Origin of the sequence: Bacteroides sp. AM44-19 (assembly GCF_003603395.1) — a bacterium.
Classification (GTDB): Bacteria; Bacteroidota; Bacteroidia; order Bacteroidales; family Bacteroidaceae; genus Bacteroides; species Bacteroides uniformis.
Genome location: NZ_QTNB01000002.1, coordinates 313,500 through 332,509 on the forward strand (window position 1 = coordinate 313,500; position 19,010 = coordinate 332,509).

The following is a 19,010-nucleotide window of genomic DNA, read 5'->3' on the forward strand; positions in this document are numbered from 1 at the left end:
TTTGTATTTGTGGTTTGTGCTGCCCTACGCCTGTGAAGGTATGGGGCAGTACTTTTTTTATTCTCAATTAAAAAAGTTGTATCTTTGTATCCGAGAAACCATAAATTACAAAGAGATGTTACTACCTGAATTGAAACTGAGACGTGATAAAATACGCTCTCTCATGGCTCAACAAGAGATTGATGCCGCTCTTATCGCTTGCAATGTAAACTTAATCTATACGTACGGACGTGTCGTCAGCGGTTACTTGTATCTGCCGTTGAATGCTCCCGCCCGTTTATTCATCAAACGTCCTAACAATATTGAAGGGGAACATATTCATCCTATCCGTAAACCGGAACAACTGCCTGACTTACTAAAGGAATGTGGTTTGCCCATACCTGCGAGGTTGATGCTGGAGGGGGATGAGTTGTCTTTTACGGAATATAACCGTTTGGCAGCGTGTTTCCCTGAAACGGAGGTGCTTCCTTGTGGTACGGCACTTATCCGGAAGGCCCGAAGTGTCAAGACTGAAATAGAGATTGAGATGTTCCGTCGTTCCGGCATTGCACATGCTAAAGCTTACGAACAAATACCCTCGGTTTATAGACCAGGAATGACAGACCGCCAATTATCCATCGAAATAGAGCGCCTGATGCGTCTGGAAGGTTGTCTGGGTATTTTCCGTACCTTCGGACAAAGTATGGAGATTTTTATGGGAAGTCTGCTGGCAGGAGACAATGCCACTGCGCCTGCCCCCTATGATTTTGCTCTGGGAGGCGAAGGACTTGACCCGTCACTGCCTATCAGTGTGAACGGTGCACTGTTGCAACCCGGCCAGAGCTTTATGGTTGATATGGGGGGTAACTTCTATGGCTATATGGGAGACATGAGCCGTGTATTCTCTATCGGAAAGTTGCCGGAAAAGGCATATGTTGCCCATCAGGTTTGCCTGGACATACAAGAGGCTGTTGTAGAAAAAGCGAAACCGGGTGCTGTTTGTGAGGACCTTTACAATCTCGCTATCGATATTGTCACCAAAGCGGGCTTTGCCGACAACTTTATGGGAGCCACTCAAAAAGCCAAGTTTATCGGTCATGGCATCGGACTGGAAATCAATGAAATGCCGGTGCTGGCTCCACGCATGAAGCAGGAGCTGGAACCGGGCATGGTCTTTGCTTTGGAACCGAAGATTGTTTTGCTAGGTATTGGTCCCGTCGGTATCGAAAACTCTTGGGTTGTAACAGCGGAAGGAGTGGAGAAACTGACGTTGTGTAAGGAAGAGATTGTGGAACTTTGAAAATTGATAATGGATAATGGAAAATTGCCATGCGGTTTCAATAAATACGCTGCACTGTTTATTTTTCCATTATCCATTTTCAATTATTTTACCCTTCTGTTAAGCTGATTATTCGCTTTCGAAGGTTTGGATTTACCAATCCGTTTTCCGGTTGACTTGGCCTTGTTGCTCCGTTTGGGCTTTATGCCGGAATGGTTACTCGCCTTCATAATATTCACATAAGTAGTAGCGGGCTATAAAGTCCCAATATTGATGCAGTGTTTCTTTTCCTTTCAAGAAGGGAAGTTCCACATCGGGTAGAATTCCTTTGGTCATTCCGTATTTCAGCAGGTCGAACGGACACTCTCCGGGTTGGCAGAACATCTTGTAACCCTCTGCAGCAGCGCGTTTGGCATCGTACATCGGGTTATGTTCTTCACAGAAATAGGCGGCCACGTTGTGGGCTACGAGCATACCTTTGGCGTTGGCATAAATCACGAACTCTTTTTGGTATTCCAGGTCGGGCAATAATGCGGACCGTTTGTTTTCCCATCCCAAGACATCGACAAAGAAAGTGCAAAGCTCCTTGTAATCGGTGAAGTATAGCAGCGGTTTCCCCTGGCTGTATTCCAGACAGCGGGCGGCATCTTTGCTCAGTTTGGTTTCCGGAGTGACTTCCGGCAGCGGAGTAATGGGCATATCCAGTAAATCAAGTCCCATTACCCAAAGGAAGGAAGATTCTTCCTCGCTGATGGGAGCTTCTTCGAAACGTGCATCCATCAGTTCATAGGCGCTTTGGCTTAATGCAAGCAGGTCTTTGTCATAAGGACTGAACAAGGTGTATTCCTTGTCAAAAATACTGAATTGTGATTTCAATGTCCACAGTACGAATGCAATGTCTTCCTGATTTATTTCATCGGGCGTATAATCGTCACCCAGTGGATAGAACGGTAGGTAAGTTCCGTATACTCCCTGAAAGGCTTCGGAGAAAAGTTTCCAGCCTCCGCTTTGGGCAATGGCGTCTTGAAAGTACATGCCGAGGGAGATGGCTGCGTCAATTTGGGTACGCAGGTCTTCCTTGTTGAACAAGGGAGAGGTCTTGACGAGGGGCAGGATGCTTGTGGCAAAGTCGAGGTACCATTTGTCCGTTGGCAGTACGTGGGTGCGTTCATTGGCCCCCAACCAATATTGCATGTTGATTGTTGTCATGATTTGTTTTAGATAAATATTATAGTCTTTTTAATGCCAATTTGATGACTTGTTCCACCGGTGCGCTTGGTTCTTCCTTCAAAATGGCAAGCACTACTTTTTGTGAGGGGGCTTGTGCAAAGCCCAGCATGGTAAGGGCGGCTACGGCTTCTTCTTGTACTTGTACGTTGGCTGCCGATACCAGTGTACCTATGGTCCCTGCGTTGCCGGTGGCAACGCTGCCGGTCTTGATTTTGTCTTTCAAATCCACAATCACCCGTTGTGCTGTTTTTAGCCCGATACCCTTGACTGTTTTCAGTAGAGTGGCGTTTTCCGTGCTGATGACATTTATCAGTTCGGATGGCGAGAGTGCCGAGAGAATCATGCGGGCTGTATTTCCGCCGATGCCTGACACGGAGATGAGCAGCAGGAATAGTTCGCGTTCCTGCTTGTCGGCGAATCCGTAGAGGACATAGGCGTCTTCACGGATAGCTTCGTATACATATAATTTGCATTCTTTTTTACCCTGGATGGCAGCATACGTGTTCAATGAAATATTGACACCGTATCCCAGTCCGTTACAGTCTATTACTGCGGTTGCCGGACTTAGTTCGGCAATTCCGCCTCTGATGTATTCTATCATAATTCTTTTACTTGTTGGCCCAAAATGCACCTTGCGCACATATCATCTGCGAATGTATGAATTATTATTGGACTTTCACTCACTAAAAAAAGAAAAAACTGTGTAAAACAGCAGTGAGTTCTGCCGGTATAATAAATTAAAATGCTTACTTTTGCGCCGATAAAGTAGAAAACTGATAAATAAACTCATAAAAAGAATGAAAAAAGTAAGAGCAGCCATTGTTGGCTATGGCAATATCGGGCACTATGTGTTCGAAGCCCTGCAAGTAGCTCCCGATTTCGAAATTGCCGGTGTAGTGCGCCGTGCCGGAGCTGAAAACTGTCCTGCGGAACTGGGTGCATATCCCGTTGTGAAGAATATCAAGGAACTGAAAGACGTGGATGTTGCTATCCTTTGTACGCCTACCCGCAAAGTGGAAGAGTATGCAAAGGAGATCCTTGCTTTAGGCATTCATACTGTGGACAGTTTCGATATCCATACGGGTATCACTGCCTTGCGCCGCACACTGGATGCAGAGGCTAAAAAGCATAATACGGTATCCATCATTTCTGCCGGCTGGGACCCGGGTAGTGACTCCATTGTCCGCACCATGCTGGAAGCCATTGCTCCGAAGGGCATTACCTATACTAATTTTGGTCCGGGCATGAGCATGGGACATACGGTGGCTGTAAAGGCCATCGAAGGTGTGAAAGCCGCCCTTTCCATGACTATTCCCACGGGAACCGGTATTCACCGTCGTATGGTGTACATCGAGTTGAAGGATGGCTACGAATTTGACAAGGTGACTGCAGCCATCAAAGCCGACCCGTACTTTGTGAATGACGAAACACATGTAAAATTGGTTCCGAGTGTGGATGCACTGCTCGATATGGGTCATGGGGTAAACCTGACCCGTAAAGGTGTGTCTGGCAAGACGCAGAACCAGCTATTTGAGTTCAACATGCGTATCAACAATCCTGCCCTCACGGCACAAGTGCTGGTATGTGTGGCGCGTGCCGCTATGCGTCAGCAGCCTGGTTGCTATACAATGGTTGAAGTTCCGGTAATAGACCTGCTTCCGGGCGACCGCGAAGAGTGGATCGGCCATTTGGTATAAGACACAGAAAAAACAGATGATGTGTTTGGCTCAAACGCATCGTCTGCTTGCCCCGAACACATCATCTGTTTGATGTAAATGCATCATCCGTTCTACTGCGAATGGATGATGCGTTTTTTTATGTCTTGTTCTTTAAAAGAAATACCTCAGTATATCGTTGAAGTTTGCCCAAATCAGCAAACCGAACAAGAGGAACATGCCCACCATCTGCGCACGTTCCATAAACTTGTCGCTGGGCTTGCGGCGTGCAATGATTTCGTAAATGAGGAATAACACATGTCCGCCGTCCAGTGCGGGGATGGGCAGAATATTCATAAAGGCAAGGATGATGGAGAGGAATGCCGTCATGTACCAGAACTGGTGCCAGTCCCACGTGGCGGGGAAAATACTGCCGATGGTTCCGAAACCTCCGAGTTGCTTGGCTCCTTCCTTGGAGAAAAGATATTTCATCTGGCCTACGTAGCCTTTCAGAGTCTTTACCCCCAAAGATACGCCGGCAGGGAAAGAGGAAAGGAAACTGTATTCCTTGCGGACAACGGGCAGCAGTTTGTCGGTTGCCGTACGTGCTGCTACGCCTATTTCATAGTCGGCATTGGTCATCATGCTCAAGGTGTCTGTCACACCGTTACGGACGTATGTTAAGGTTACCTCATGGGATGCATTGGCTTTCTTGCGCTTCAGCATCTCTTCTTTGAAGTCGTAGTAGCTTATTGACTTTCCATCCAAGTGGGTGATGCTGTCGCCCACTTGCAGACCGGCGGAAGCGGCAGGGTATCCTACAATCAGGCTGTCGACTACATAAGGGAAACGGAAACTGGCGAAACGCACACTGTCTGCCAGCAAGCGGTTCATCATGTCTTCGGGGATGTAGACTGAAGCAGCTTCCCCGTCACGCAATACGCTTACCTGGCGGGCATCGACAATACTGGTCAGCAGGTCGCCGTCATAGCGTTCGAACGGTACCCCGTCGGCAGATATTAGGATATCGCCGTCGCGGAAGCCTATGGCTTTGGCTGTTTCGTTAAAATCCATACCCAATGGGGCTTTTTGTACTGGTATATATTCGTCGCCCCAAGTAAAAAGTATCATGGAATAGATGAACAATGCGAGCAGGAAGTTGAACAATACACCGCCTACCATAATCAGCAGGCGCTGCCATGCCGGCTTGGCACGGAACTCCCATGGCTGCATGGGTTGCTTCATCTGTTCGGTATCCATAGATTCGTCTATCATACCTGCTATTTTTACATAGCCACCTAAGGGTAGCCATCCGATACCGTATTCCGTGTCACTGTGTTTGGGCTTGAACTTGAATAATGTGAACCAAGGGTCAAAGAATAAGCAGAACTTTTCTACCCGCGTCTTGAACAGACGCGCAAAAAGGAAGTGCCCCCCCTCATGAACAATAACGAGCAACGAGAGGCTCATAATGAGTTGCAGGGCACGAATCAAGAATGTTTCCATCTAATTATTTGCTATTTTACGATTTTTATAATTTTCGCAAAGGTACGTTTTCTTATTTAACGTATCAAATGAGTAGATGTTTTTTATAATTCTTTTCATTCCGGTGTATCTATCAAATCAGCTCTTCTGCTATCCGTCGGGCTTCGGCATCCGTAGCCACATAGTCTTCATAGGTGGGCTTCTGTAAGTAGGATACGCGCGACATGGTCTTTTCTATTACTTCACTCATGCCAAGGAACGAAATTTTGTCCTGCAGGAAGGCAGCTACCACCACTTCATTGGCGGCATTGACAATGCAAGGCATATTGCCTGCACGATGTAGCGCTTCGTAGGCCAGGGCGAGGTTACGGAAACGGGTGGTGTCCGGTTGCTCGAACGTCAGTTCCGTGCACAGCTTGAAGTCCAGGCGCGGGAAAGAGGCTTTCAACCGGTCGGGATAGGAGAAGGCATATTGGATGGGCAGGCGCATGTCCGGCATTCCCAGTTGTGCTTTCACGGCACCGTCCTCAAACTGTACCATGGAGTGGATGACGGATTGCGGGTGTACCACGACTTCTATCTGGTCGGGACGTACACCGAACAGCCATTTGGCTTCGATTACCTCGAACCCTTTGTTCATCATGGAAGCAGAGTCTATCGTGATTTTGGCGCCCATGTCCCAGTTGGGGTGTTTCAGTGCTTGCGCTTTGGTGACGGTTGTTAGTTGCTCCATAGTGCAGGTGCGGAACGGACCTCCGGAGGCAGTCAGTATCACTTTTTCTATTTGGTTGCCTATCTCACCGGCCAGGCACTGGAAAACGGCGGAGTGCTCGGAGTCGACGGGTAGGATGGGGACACCGCTGAAGCGTGCCAGGTCATTGATGAGCTCTCCCGCCACCACCAGCGTCTCTTTGTTGGCAAGGGCTATCGGCTTACGGGCTCGGATGGCATTCATGGTGGGCTTCAGTCCTGCATATCCCACCATGGCGGTCAATACCATATCAATGGGATTTTCGGTCACAATCTGGCAGAGGGCATCTGCGCCGGCATATACCTTGATAGGTAGGTCGGCAAGCGCTTCTTTCAGTTGCGTGTATTTCGATTCGTTGGCTATTACCACTGCCTCAGGCTTGAATCTGCGTGCCTGGGCTATGAGTTCCTCTACGCGGTTATTGGCGGTCAATACGTATGCTTCGTACTGGTCGGGATGTTCTTCGATGACCTGCAACGCTTGTGTACCGATGGAACCGGTAGAACCGAGTATGGCAATCTGTTTCATTTACTATTATGCTATTTACAATTTACTATTTGGAGACTAAAATACGATGTAAAGCTCGGGATTTACGGCCCTGCCCTTATGCCACAGCTCGAAGTGAAGGTGGGGACCGGTGGACAGCTCGCCGGTGTTTCCTACCAGTGCGATGGCTTCACCCCCTTTCACCGCATCTCCTTCCCGTTTCAGCAGAGAGCCGCAATGCTTGTAGACTGACACGAAGTCCTGGTTGTGCTGTATTTCTATCAGATAACCCGTCTCGGCAGTGTAGGTACTCAGTATGACGGTACCGTCTAAGGTGGCCAATACGCTTTCGCCCGGATTGGCGGCAATGTCCGTGCCGAAGTGTTTTGTTTCGGCATTGAAGGGAGATGAAATCATGCCGCGTGTGGGGCGGTAGAAAATCAGTCCGTCTATTTCGGGGCGAGCGGTGATGCTCGTCAGGTTGTACTTTTCTGTCTCCTCGTACTGTTTGCGGAATTCGGCTTCCCGTTGTGTACGTTCCATGAGCGAATCTTCGCGCAGGTGGGTCAACGAGTCGATGGAATGTATGGTATCTGCCTTTATCTTGCCCTGGAAGATGTCCTGGATATTCATGATATAGAGGTTCTGTCTGTTCACCAGTTGCTGGAGGGAATCTACGCGCAAGGCATTCTCCACTACCTGGGCACGGATTTCACTGTTCATATATCCCGGCAGGTAGTTGCGCAGTGGGGTAAAGGCTACGATCAGGGAGGCGATGAGAAACAATACGAACAGCACGGAGAGCAATACGGACAGCCCGTTCAGCTTGGATACGCGCAACGTGATGATATCCTCAAGGGTATTCTCGTTCGTAATCGTCAGTCTGTACTTGAACTTGATGTTACTCCAAAATGCTTTTCTTCGTTTCTTTTTCATACCTCTTCTGTTTCGTCCAAAGCTATCAAACCTTCCGGCAGGTCTACGGTGATGACCTTGTGCTTCTGGTCAATGTCTATGATAAACTCTTCTTGTGCCGGCACCAGCAGTTCTTCTCCCTGATAATCTACCACAAACAGTGTGTTGATGGTCGATGTGTCCACGTCCGTCACTTCTCCCAGCGTGCCGTGATGTACTTCCTCCATACGAAAACCGACGAAGAAGTCCCAACTCAGTTCACCTGGTCCTGCCTCTTCTGCATGCTTTACGGGGAAGTAGACCTCAATATTAGTGAACATGCGGGCGCGTTCTGCCGTGTCCACGCCTTCCAGTTTGACAAGGGCGGTGGTGTCGGAGCGGAAACGGTATTCTTCCAAGAAGAAAGGCACCAGTATACCATCCAGCAGGCAGATTAGGTATTCGGCTTCCACCCGGTCGAAGATGTCATCCGTAAAAGTGAACGACAATTCTCCGTGAATGCCGTGGGGCTTGTTGAATATACCTATCTTATATACTTCTTCTCTCTTTATCATCTTATTCTATTCTTGTTATTCTTGCTCCGAGCGCATTCAGTCGCCCTTCGATGTTCTGATACCCACGGTCTATCTGCTCTATGTTGTGGATGCGGCTGATGCCGTCCGCACTCATGGCAGCTATCAGCAGGGCGATGCCCGCACGGATATCGGGCGAGGTCATGTTGCCGCCACGTAGTTTAAAGCCGTGGTCGTGACCGATGACAACGGCGCGGTGCGGGTCGCAGAGGATAATTTGCGCTCCCATATCTATCAGCTTGTCCACAAAGAACAAACGGCTTTCGAACATTTTCTGATGAATGAGTACACTGCCTTTTGCCTGGGTGGCAACCACCAGCAGCACACTGAGCAAGTCTGGTGTCAGTCCGGGCCAGGGTGCGTCGGCAATGGTCATGATGGAGCCGTCGATAAAGGACTCTATCTGGTACGTCTCTTGTGCGGGCACGTAAATGTCGTCTTCCCACTGCTCCATCTTGATGCCGAGTCGACGGAAACTGTCGGGGATAATTCCCAAGTTCTCGTAGGAGACATTCTTGATGGTCAGTTCGCTACGGGTCATGGCTGCCATGCCAATGAAACTGCCCACTTCAATCATGTCGGGGAGGATGGTATGCTCGGTTCCGTGCAGCTCGTCTACTCCTTCGATAGTCAGGAGGTTGGAGGCGATGCCTTCTATCTTAGCTCCCATCCGGTTCAACATTCTGCAAAGTTGCTGCACGTAGGGTTCGCAGGCGGCGTTGTAGATGGTGGTCTTGCCTTTGGCAAGGACGGCTGCCATTACGATATTGGCAGTTCCCGTAACAGATGCCTCGTCGAGTAGCATATAACTGCCATGCAGTTGTTTGGCTGAGATTTCGTAGATGCCACGCTCCTCATTATAGACAAAGTCGGCTCCTAAATTCTGGATACCGATAAAGTGTGTATCCAGACGGCGGCGTCCTATCTTGTCTCCGCCCGGCTTGGAAATCATGGCCTTGCCGAAACGTGCCACCATCGGCCCCACCAGCATGACGGAACCGCGCAGGCTGGAACATTTTTTCAGGAACGCGTCACTTTCCAGATAGGCGAAATCAATGTTGGCAGCTTGAAAGCTGTAAGTGTCAATGCCTTTTTTAGATACGCTGACTCCCATATCCCGCATCAATTGGATAAGGTTGTTGACGTCCAGTATGTCCGGGATATTGTGCACAGTCACCTCTTCGGCAGTGAGCAATGTGGCGCAGATAATTTGCAACACCTCGTTTTTTGCTCCTTGGGGGTAAATGTCACCGGAAAGTCTGTGTCCTCCTTCGATTACAAATGATGCCATGAAATTAGTGATTAGGGGTTGGTGATTAGTGATTAGTGGTCTGCATGGTGATGCCGCATGGCATTAATCACTAACCACTAATCATTCAATTTTAGTATTTCCGTTTATTGTTCCGGTTGTTGTTCCGGTTATTCTGGTTGTTCACTTTCGGACGGTAGTTCTGGTCAATACGTTCGGCCATGAGACGGACGATACTGTCTGTCATTTGCAGTTTTCCGTCAGAGAGTTCGGTGAGGTCATCTGAAATCTTACGGTCATCGACGGTATCTTTGTTCCATGCCATGTAGTCTTTCTTCATGTGGTTACAAATGAGCGCTATCAAGTTCTGCTTCTCTTCTCCTTCCGGAAATTCGATGGCTTTCTTTATCAGTACTTCCAGTGTACGGCCATAGTGGCGGTAGCGGATTTTGGTACTGGGGTAGGGGATGCTCTCCGGCTTGGTATTCAGATTGTCCTTGCGGATAATTTCGTACGGATAATCTATATCCAATTGGAAGTTGGCCATGATGGCAAGGTGGTCCCATAGCTTATGTTTGAAGTCGGGCACATCGCGCAGATGGGGAAACATGTTTCCCATGATGTTGATGATTGTGTTTGCGCAACGCTGGCGTTCTGCACGGTCTTCGATTGTCAGCGCGTAGTCTACCATATTCTGGATGCTGCGACCATATTCGGGTAGGGGCATCCGTTTTTGTTGAGTGTTATATTGCATCTTTAATTAGTGATTAATGTTCAACGATTAGTGATTAGGGTTTAGCGATTAGTGGTTAGTGATTAATGGGCTACGTAGTGATACCGCATGGTATTCATCCCTAATCCCTAATCGCTAAACCCTAAATAAGTTTCTTTGGCGTGCCGGCTACGAATTCCTTCAAATAGAAGGGTTCGAAATAGGCCACATCCTTGAAATCTTGTTCGGCTATTGCCTTTTCTGCCAACGGGAACATCATGCCGGCAAGCGGGCGGATGCCGTCGATGAAGTGTGCATTGGGATGCGTGATTTTCTCTTTGCATTTGGCTGCACCGTCACCGAAGAAATAGACGGGATGTTGCTCTAAAAATTCCAGGTAGGAGTTTTCGTCCACAATATCGGCTGCAATGTCGCGCACCGATTTCAAGGCACGGTCGTAGATGGCAGCATAGACTTCCATACGGCGGGCGTCAATCATCGGGCAGAGTAATGCGTCGTCGGGTAACTCATCGTGGTAGAGCAATACCGGTACACACTGGACTTTCAGGGTTTCCAGCCCGATAAGTGGCAGGTTACGTCCATAGCAGACACCTTTTGCCATCGACACGCCGATACGCAACCCGGTATACGAACCAGGGCCGCAGCTCACGGCGACTGCATCCAACGGCATGGCATGGCTATCGGCAAAGGATAGCGCCTCGTCCACAAAGATTCCCAATGAAACGGCGTGTGAAGGGCCATTCAGGTCCTCTTTCTTGAAAACGTTCTGTCCATCCTCGCTCACGGCTACGGAGCAGGCAGAAGTGGACGTTTCAATATGCAAGATACATGACATAACTTTTATTCTTGATTTTATTGTGGCAAATTTACGTGATTATTTTCACTAATTAAAATAATCGTGTAATTTTGCGCAAAACTATAACATTATGATACAATCTATGACAGGCTACGGCAAAGCAACCGTCGAACTGCCTGATAAGAAAATCAACGTTGAAATAAAGTCGCTCAATAGTAAGGCAATGGACCTATCTGCCCGCATTGCTCCGCTTTATCGTGAGAAGGAGATGGAAATCCGTAATGAAATATCACGGAAACTGGAGCGCGGAAAGGTGGATTTCAGCCTTTGGATAGAAAAGAAAGAGAGTGCGGAAAGCGCCACTCCCATCAACCAGACATTGGTTGAGGGATATTACAAGCAGATTTGTGCTATATCAGAAAATCTAGGAATACCTGTGCCGGATGCGACGGACTGGTTTGCCACGTTACTCCGTATGCCGGATGTGATGACGAAGAATGATACGCAGGAACTGAGTGAGGAGGAATGGGCTGTGGTCTATTCGGCTGTGGAAAAGGCTGTCGGTGCGCTGGTGGACTTCCGTAAGCAGGAAGGAGCTGCTCTTGAAAAGAAGTTCCGTGAGAAGATCGCCAATATCTCCCATTTGTTGGAGACTATCGCTCCCTACGAGAAAGAGCGTGTGGCCAAAGTGAAGGAGCGTATTACCGATGCACTGGAAAAGACCTTGAGCGTGGATTATGACAAGAACCGTCTGGAGCAGGAACTCATCTACTACATCGAAAAACTGGATGTGAACGAAGAGAAACAGCGTCTTGGCAATCATCTGAAATATTTTATCAATACGCTGGAAACCGGAACCGGACAAGGCAAGAAGTTAGGGTTCATCGCCCAGGAGATGGGACGCGAAATCAATACCTTGGGCAGTAAGTCCAATCATGCGGAGATGCAGAAGATTGTCGTTCAGATGAAAGATGAATTGGAGCAAATCAAGGAACAAGTATTGAACGTCATGTAGTATCAAATAGTAAATCGTCAAATCGTAAATAATTTGATGGCAAAACTTATCATATTTTCAGCCCCTTCGGGCTCCGGCAAGTCAACGATTATCAACTATCTGCTGACTCAAAATCTGAACTTGGCATTCTCCATCTCAGCGACCAGCCGTCCGCCCCGCGGAACGGAGAAAGATGGAGTGGAGTACTTCTTTCTGACTCCTGACGAGTTCCGTCGTCGCATAGCCAATGATGAATTCCTGGAGTATGAAGAGGTATATCAGGACCGTTTTTACGGAACACTGAAGGAGCAGGTGGAAAAGCAATTGGCTGCCGGACAGAATGTAGTGTTCGATGTGGATGTAGTGGGTGGTTGCAATATCAAGAAATTCTATGGTGAGCGTGCTTTGTCTGTTTTCATTCAGCCACCTTCAGTGGAGGAATTGCGCAAACGCTTGGTGGGGCGCGGAACAGATGCTCCCGAAGTGATAGAGAACCGCGTGGCGAAAGCCGAATACGAACTGGGCTTTGCACCGAAGTTCGATACCGTGATTGTGAACGATGACCTGGAGACAGCCAAAGCGGAAGCATTGAAAGTAATCTCTCAATTCTTGAACGAATGAAACAACGTGGAGGAGTGTACAACCAGTTGGCACCGAGGAGGAAGAATAGCCCGAAGCTGAACAAGGCATTGCTAATTATTAATAGCGTTCTGTTCGTCTGCTCCCTTGTTGTGGGTGTATTGTATATACATCATGGCGAGCCTCGTTCCAGTATTTCAATGTTTCTTATCTCTGTAGTGACGATTTTCAATGCTTGGGCTGCCTGGCGTGCGTTGCAAAGACGTCCTTTGTAAGGTTGTATATGAATAAGAATAAATGAATATAGGAATCTTCAGCGGCTCGTTCAACCCGATACACATCGGACATTTGGCCCTCGCCAACTATCTTTGCGAATACGGGGACCTGGACGAAGTGTGGTTTATGGTCACCCCCCACAATCCGCTGAAGGAAGAAAACGAACTGATGGATGACAAGTTACGTTTGAAGCTGGTGCAGCTAGCCACTGAGGGTTATCCCAAGTTTCGCGCTTCCGATTTTGAATTCCATCTGCCTCGGCCTTCTTATACTGTTCATACGTTGGACGCACTGAAACGGACTTATCCCCAACACACTTTCCATCTTGTCATTGGTTCGGACAACTGGAGGCTGTTCCACCGTTGGTACGAGTCGGAACGCATTATTGCCGAAAATCATCTTCTGGTTTATCCCCGTCCCGGCTATCCGGTAGAGGCCACCTTTTTACCGCAGAATGTGCGGACAGTTTCTTCTCCGGTATTCGAAATCAGCTCCACTTTTATCCGTCGGGCCATAGAGGAGGGAAAAGACGTACGCTACTTCCTGCATCCGGCTGTGTGCGATGAACTCAAACGGATGCAGAATGAATCTTTAAACTGAAATAAATGTCTGTATTTGTACGTGTTTTCATATTTATTTCTTATTTTTGAACGTATCAACCTTGAATGCATGGAAGAGTTTTCTTAATACATAGATATTCCTTAATTTAATAATCCGCTTATGAGAAAAGAACTACTGTTACTGGGAGCATTCGGTATGCTGACGACAGCGACGCTTTGTGCGCAAGAGTTTCATTTGCAACCTACTCCCCAAGAATATATTACGCAAAAAGATTCTGTTGATATTCCCCGACAATACCAGATCCTTTCCGACAATTCCGTGCAGGACGGACCTGCGTTGCCTTTACTCCGTTCATTGATGCCGGAAGAGGTGCTTGGCGCTTCTTTCCGTGTATATATAGGAGTGAAAGGAGATAAGATTATTAAGAAATACCAACATCGGATTCCACGCAAATCCGAAGGTTATTTCCTGAAAATAGAAAAAGACTGCATCGTCATAGCCGGTGCTGACGAACGGGGAGCGTACTATGGTGTACAGACTCTTGCGCAGTTGCTTGCTTTAGACAAGCTGCCTTTGGCTGAAGTGACGGACTATCCTGATGTTCCCTATCGGGGTGTGGTAGAAGGTTTTTACGGTGCTCCCTGGAGTCAGGAGGCGCGTATACGCCAGCTTGATTTTTATGGTCGGAACAAAATGAATGTCTATATCTATGGACCGAAAGACGATCCTTATCACCGGACTCCCAACTGGCGCAAGCCTTATCCTGCTCGAGAAGGAGAAGAGTTGAAAGTATTGGTGAATAGGGCGAAGGAGAACAATGTTATTTTCTATTGGGCCATTCATCCGGGTCAGGATATTCGCTGGAATGAAGAAGACCGCTCGTTATTGTTGCAGAAGTTCGAAAGCATGTACCAGTTGGGTGTGCGTGGTTTTGCCGTTTTCTTTGATGATATTTCGGGTGAGGGGACAAAGGCGGACAAGCAGGCTGAACTGTTGAACTATATTGACGACCATTTTGTAAAAGTCAAGCGGGATGTTGCACCATTGATATTGTGTCCCACAGAGTACAACAAGTCATGGACCGATGTGGAGGGAGGCTATCTCACTACGCTTGGTGATAAGTTGAACGAGGGTATCAAGGTGATGTGGACCGGTGATATGGTAGTTGCTACTATAGATAAGTCTACGCTGGACTTCGTCAATCCGCTGCTGAAACGTAAGGCGTACATTTGGTGGAATTTCCCCGTTTCGGATTATGTACAAGACCATTTGCTGCTAGGGCCGGTTTATGGAAACGGGCTTGATATAAAAGATGATATGTCTGCTTTTGTTTCCAATCCGATGGAACATGCCGAGGCTTCCAAAATCTCTCTGTACAGTGTAGCTGATTATACTTGGAATATGGAGAATTATGATAGTGAAACTTCTTGGAAACATGCAGTCAGAGACCTTATGCCACTTCATGCCGAATATTTGGAAATCTTCGCTGCTCATAATTCCGACCCGGGACAGAATGGACATCGCTTCCGTCGTGAAGAGTCCGTTGCCATTCAGCCTGCTCTCTCTGCCTTGTTGAAAGCCTATCAAGAGAAAAACGAGATAGATGAAGATGCCTATCGGCAGGTAGCTGAGGAATGCCGGAAGATAATCGTTGCCGCTGATGGATTGCTTGCGTCGGGAAATGAGAATCGTCCGTTGATAACTGAAATAAGGCCTTGGCTCATTCAGTTCAAACAAGTGGGAGAGTATGGTGCGGAGGTGCTGAACATGATACGCCTGCGCCAGCAGAAGGATGCATTTATAGATAGCTACGAACACGCCCGCGCCCTGCTGGTGCTGATGGGTGAGACGGATGCCCAATATAAAGCGGGCATAAAGAGCGGCAGCCTGCATCTGATGCCTACTTTCAATGCTTTGTTCGAAGCGGCGACAACGGGCTATAATGCAGTGTTCCATGCCGGGCTTGATACAAAGGCTGTTTATTCTCCCTACACGTTGAAGAGCGACGTGAATCAGTTGGCTTCGCTTCCTATTCAGCAGAAGGGAAAGGTGAATACAATTATTCCGTCCAATGAAGTCATCAACTGGCAGGCAGGCGGTGTGCTGACCATTTCGATGGATTATGCCCGCCAGTTGAGTTCGGTGCTTATTGATTTGGGAGATGCGGAGGTGGCTAATTCTAAGTTTAAACTGGAAGTAACTTCGGATGGTACAAACTGGCAGGCGGTGGATTTGAAACCGGGATACAGAACGCAGGTGAAGGCATCTCTCAAGGATTTGAGCGTTGCGAAGATGAGGCTGGTGAATGTATCCGACACAGAGCAGAAGGTGTATTTCAAAATGTTCCGTTTTACGGAGAATTGATATGGTTCCTGATTCTTAAAATAGAGTTACGCGTCTGGGACGATGCTCCCCGTTGTTCTTAAGATCGGAATGACGGGGAGCACTTTTTTAGGAAGTTATTCAAGGCATTTGTCCAAGTCGCGGATGATTTGCTCTTTATCCATATTTTGTCCGATGAATACTATCTTCAGCATGCGGTCGCCGTATTGTTCGTCCCAGTCTCTTAGCAATCCCGGTTCTTGGCGCATCAGTTCTATCATGTCTTCTTCGGGAGCGGTGGCATACCATTGTCCGGCTTCAGTTATTTTCTTCTGTATACCTGCTTGTTCAAAGAGGAAGGACATGTCGCGGTTGTGGCTGAAGTAGCAGACACCCTTGGCGCGGATAACGCTGCGGGGCCATTTGGTAGCGACATAGTGGTCGAACTTATGAATGTCGAATGCAGGACGGCGGTAGTAGACAAATGTGCCAATACCGTATTCTTCTACTTCACCTCCTTCGTGATGGTGGTGATGACATTTCTCGTGATGATGTTCGCTTTCATGATGATGTTCATCTTCGTGATGGTAATGCGCCTCTTTTTCCTCCTCTTCGCTTACTTGTTGCTCTATGCCACGAATCCATCCGGCGGAAGTTGCGGCACGTTCAAAGTTAAAGAGGTGGGTATGGATAATCTTATCCAGGTCTACATCTGCATAGTTGCACTCTATAATTTGGGCACCGGGTTGCAAGGTGTGGATAATCTGCCTGATACGTTTTAATTCCTCGGGCTGTACTTCTGCTGCTTTGTTCAGCAGGATAATATTGCAGAACTCAATCTGCTGAATGATGAGGTTTTCTATATCTTCCTCATCAATGCCTTTGCGTGTCAAATCATCTCCGCAAGAAAATTCACTTTGCAGACGTAAGGCGTCCACCACGGTGGTAATGCAGTCTAAGCGGCAAATACCGTATTTAGTATACGCTCCTCCCATATGAGGAATGGAGCAGAGTGTTTGGGCAATAGGCTCCGGTTCACAGATGCCACTCGCTTCAATCACGATGTAGTCGAAGCGTTGCATCTTCATGATTTCGAACATCTGCTCTATCAAGTCTGTCTTCAGCGTACAGCAGATACAGCCATTCTGCAGAGCTACCAGGCTGTCGTCTTTCTTTCCCACCACGCCACCTTTCTGTATAAGGTCTGCATCAATGTTCACTTCGCCTATGTCATTGACGATAACGGCAAACTTAATGCCACGTTTATTAGAAAGAATGTGATTTACCAACGTCGTTTTGCCACTGCCTAGATAACCGGTCAACAGCAGTACGGGGATTTCTATTGTATTCATAATCGTTTGGTTTGCTTCAATGATAATGGTCTTCTCTTATTAACTTCCGCAAAGTTATCTGATTTATGTGATAATGGATTGAAAAAAACAAAATTTTGTTTCTTCTATATTATTAAACAGAAAAAAGGTGAAAAGCTTTGAGCCCCTCACCTTTCTTCTGTTGTAGTTGTACTATGGCTTTAGTTCTTACAGAATCCCTTGCGCCATCATCGCCTTTGCCACCTTCATAAATCCGGCCACATTGGCACCCTTCACGTAATTTACATAACCGTCGGCTTCCGTACCATATTGCACGCAAGCTTCGTGAATGTTCTTCATGATGCTCTTCAATTTCTCGTCCACTTCCTCTGCACTCCAGCTCAACTTGATGGAGTTCTGAGTCATTTCGAGACCGGATACTGATACACCGCCGGCATTGGCTGCCTTACCCGGAGCATACAGAATCTTTGCATCTTGGAATACGCGGATTGCTTCAGGGGTAGAAGGCATGTTTGCACCTTCGGACACAGCCATGACACCATTAGCAATTAGTTTTTTGGCATCATCTCCATTTATTTCATTCTGAGTTGCAGAAGGCAGGGCGATGTCTGCCTTTTCACCCCAAGGACGTGCACCTTCTACGTACTTGACACCCGGATATTGTTCAGCATATTCGCGGATACGTCCACGATAGAGGTTTTTCAGTTCCATGATGTAATCCAACTTTTCGCGGTCAATGCCGTCCGGATCGTATACATAACCGTCAGAATCAGACATGGTCAATACCTTACCGCCCAATTCCAATACTTTCTCGGCCGTATATTGAGCCACATTACCGGAACCGGAAATCAGACAAGTTTTGCCTTTCAAGTCAGTACCCTTAGTCTTTAACATTTCCATCAGGAAGTAGATGTTACCGTAGCCGGTAGCTTCCGGACGAATCAGCGAACCGCCGAACTCACGGCCCTTACCGGTGAAAGTACCCGTAAATTCATGAGCCAGCTTCTTATACATACCGAACATGAAACCTACTTCGCGACCACCTACACCGATATCACCAGCAGGTACGTCTGTTTCAGGGCCGATATGACGCCATAACTCCAGCATGAAAGCCTGAACAAAACGCATGACCTCAGCATTTGACTTGCCGCGCGGAGAGAAGTCCGAACCGCCTTTACCGCCACCCATAGGCAGAGTTGTCAATGAGTTTTTAAATGTCTGCTCGAAAGCAAGGAATTTCAGGATGCTCAGGTTTACAGAAGCGTGGAAACGAACACCGCCTTTATAAGGGCCGATAGCGTTGTTGTGCTGCACACGATAGCCCATGTTGGTTTGTACGTTACCTTTATCGTCTACCCAAGTAACACGGAATTGGTAAACGCGATCGGGGATGCAAAGACGTTCAATCAGATTGGCTTTGTCAAACTCCGGATGCTTGTTATACTCTTCTTCAATCGTAGAAAGAACTTCTTCTACTGCTTGATGATACTCCGGTTCGTTGGGGAACCGTCTTTTCAGGTCTTCTAATACCTTAGCTGCATTCATAATCTATTTCTTTTATTGGTTGCTACTATATATTACCTAAAACAATTCGATTTTCGGTTTGTTTCCTTTTCCTCTCATTGCGGTTGCAAAAGTACACATAAAAATGAAACGAGCAAACATTTTATAAAGAAAATGCGGTATAAAACAACAATTTTATTGTTTTATACCGCAAAATGGAATAAAAAGATATTATTTATCCTCTTTTTAGAGACTTTATGACGGGAATAAATACTAAAGCCGCCGAAATGGCAAGCGTTAGGATGATTGGACCG

Annotated in this window: 18 protein-coding genes; 7 read left to right on the top strand and 11 right to left on the bottom strand. The window is 47.4% G+C overall.

The features are described from left to right. Positions 1–115 precede the first annotated feature (115 nt). Positions 116–1,279 carry a M24 family metallopeptidase gene (locus tag DW947_RS05725; protein WP_034532962.1) on the top strand — a complete coding sequence of 388 codons (1,164 nt, stop codon included), beginning with the start codon at positions 116–118 and terminating at the stop codon, positions 1,277–1,279. A 195-nt stretch (positions 1,280–1,474) separates the two neighbouring features. On the opposite strand, the gene DW947_RS05730 is transcribed toward DW947_RS05725, so the two are convergent. Together DW947_RS05730 and ruvA are read right to left on the bottom strand one after the other, a co-directional pair. Further along, complete coding sequence (locus DW947_RS05730; RefSeq protein ID WP_008665160.1) at positions 1,475–2,467, bottom strand: DUF3843 family protein; 993 nt, start codon at positions 2,465–2,467, stop codon at positions 1,475–1,477. A gap of 19 nt (positions 2,468–2,486) precedes the next feature. After that, positions 2,487–3,089: a Holliday junction branch migration protein RuvA gene (gene ruvA / locus DW947_RS05735; RefSeq protein WP_008665161.1), complete on the bottom strand. Its 603-nt coding sequence runs from the start codon at positions 3,087–3,089 to the stop codon at positions 2,487–2,489. 196 nt (positions 3,090–3,285) lie between these two features. Here ruvA and DW947_RS05745 point away from each other — a divergent pair, with 196 nt between their 5' ends. Beyond that, positions 3,286–4,185 (top strand): diaminopimelate dehydrogenase, encoded by a 900-nt coding sequence (locus DW947_RS05745; RefSeq protein ID WP_117962707.1) that lies wholly within the window; start codon positions 3,286–3,288, stop codon positions 4,183–4,185. Positions 4,186–4,317: 132 nt separating this feature from the next. Here DW947_RS05745 and rseP read toward each other — a convergent pair whose 3' ends face one another. The 7 genes from rseP to tsaB all read right to left on the bottom strand — a co-directional run bounded on the left by rseP (position 4,318) and on the right by tsaB (position 11,169). Further along, positions 4,318–5,649, bottom strand: a complete 1,332-nt coding sequence (rseP, locus tag DW947_RS05750; protein WP_117652718.1) for an RIP metalloprotease RseP — start codon at positions 5,647–5,649, stop codon at positions 4,318–4,320. A gap of 112 nt (positions 5,650–5,761) precedes the next feature. Beyond that, positions 5,762–6,907, bottom strand: coding sequence for a 1-deoxy-D-xylulose-5-phosphate reductoisomerase (locus DW947_RS05755; protein WP_005826984.1), 1,146 nt, complete (start codon positions 6,905–6,907; stop codon positions 5,762–5,764). 36 nt (positions 6,908–6,943) lie between these two features. Continuing rightward, a complete protein-coding gene (locus DW947_RS05760; RefSeq protein WP_005826982.1) occupies positions 6,944–7,801 on the bottom strand; it encodes a M23 family metallopeptidase in 858 nt (285 codons plus the stop codon). Then, positions 7,798–8,334: a ribosome maturation factor RimM gene (rimM, locus tag DW947_RS05765; RefSeq protein ID WP_005826980.1), complete on the bottom strand. Its 537-nt coding sequence runs from the start codon at positions 8,332–8,334 to the stop codon at positions 7,798–7,800. Before rimM ends, DW947_RS05760 begins: the two co-directional genes overlap by 4 nt. A gap of 1 nt (position 8,335) precedes the next feature. Next, on the bottom strand, positions 8,336–9,643 hold the full coding sequence (gene murA / locus DW947_RS05770) for a UDP-N-acetylglucosamine 1-carboxyvinyltransferase (protein ID WP_005833020.1): 1,308 nt from the start codon (positions 9,641–9,643) through the stop codon (positions 8,336–8,338). Positions 9,644–9,734: 91 nt separating this feature from the next. Continuing rightward, positions 9,735–10,355 (bottom strand): DUF4290 domain-containing protein, encoded by a 621-nt coding sequence (locus DW947_RS05775; RefSeq protein WP_119958467.1) that lies wholly within the window; start codon positions 10,353–10,355, stop codon positions 9,735–9,737. A 121-nt stretch (positions 10,356–10,476) separates the two neighbouring features. After that, positions 10,477–11,169, bottom strand: coding sequence for a tRNA (adenosine(37)-N6)-threonylcarbamoyltransferase complex dimerization subunit type 1 TsaB (tsaB, locus tag DW947_RS05780; RefSeq protein WP_005833019.1), 693 nt, complete (start codon positions 11,167–11,169; stop codon positions 10,477–10,479). A 91-nt stretch (positions 11,170–11,260) separates the two neighbouring features. Between tsaB and DW947_RS05785 the strand changes: the two genes are divergently transcribed. The 5 genes from DW947_RS05785 to DW947_RS05805 all read left to right on the top strand — a co-directional run bounded on the left by DW947_RS05785 (position 11,261) and on the right by DW947_RS05805 (position 15,904). After that, positions 11,261–12,145 (top strand): YicC/YloC family endoribonuclease, encoded by an 885-nt coding sequence (locus DW947_RS05785; RefSeq protein WP_005826974.1) that lies wholly within the window; start codon positions 11,261–11,263, stop codon positions 12,143–12,145. A gap of 36 nt (positions 12,146–12,181) precedes the next feature. Then, positions 12,182–12,745 (top strand): guanylate kinase, encoded by a 564-nt coding sequence (gene gmk, locus DW947_RS05790; protein WP_016272958.1) that lies wholly within the window; start codon positions 12,182–12,184, stop codon positions 12,743–12,745. After that, a complete protein-coding gene (locus DW947_RS05795) occupies positions 12,742–12,978 on the top strand; it encodes a hypothetical protein (protein WP_005826972.1) in 237 nt (78 codons plus the stop codon). Before gmk ends, DW947_RS05795 begins: the two co-directional genes overlap by 4 nt. Before the next feature lie 22 nt (positions 12,979–13,000). Next, complete coding sequence (gene nadD / locus DW947_RS05800; RefSeq protein WP_005826971.1) at positions 13,001–13,579, top strand: nicotinate (nicotinamide) nucleotide adenylyltransferase; 579 nt, start codon at positions 13,001–13,003, stop codon at positions 13,577–13,579. A 120-nt stretch (positions 13,580–13,699) separates the two neighbouring features. Then, the gene (locus DW947_RS05805) at positions 13,700–15,904 is read left to right on the top strand and encodes a beta-N-acetylglucosaminidase (protein WP_119958468.1); all 2,205 of its coding nucleotides are present in this window, start codon (positions 13,700–13,702) and stop codon (positions 15,902–15,904) included. A 95-nt stretch (positions 15,905–15,999) separates the two neighbouring features. On the opposite strand, the gene DW947_RS05810 is transcribed toward DW947_RS05805, so the two are convergent. Together DW947_RS05810 and DW947_RS05815 are read right to left on the bottom strand one after the other, a co-directional pair. Next, entirely contained in the window at positions 16,000–17,214 is a 1,215-nt protein-coding gene (locus tag DW947_RS05810; RefSeq protein ID WP_005833014.1) for a GTP-binding protein, read from the bottom strand. A 186-nt stretch (positions 17,215–17,400) separates the two neighbouring features. Beyond that, positions 17,401–18,738 (bottom strand): NADP-specific glutamate dehydrogenase, encoded by a 1,338-nt coding sequence (locus DW947_RS05815; RefSeq protein WP_005826963.1) that lies wholly within the window; start codon positions 18,736–18,738, stop codon positions 17,401–17,403. Positions 18,739–19,010: the final 272 nt, after the last annotated feature.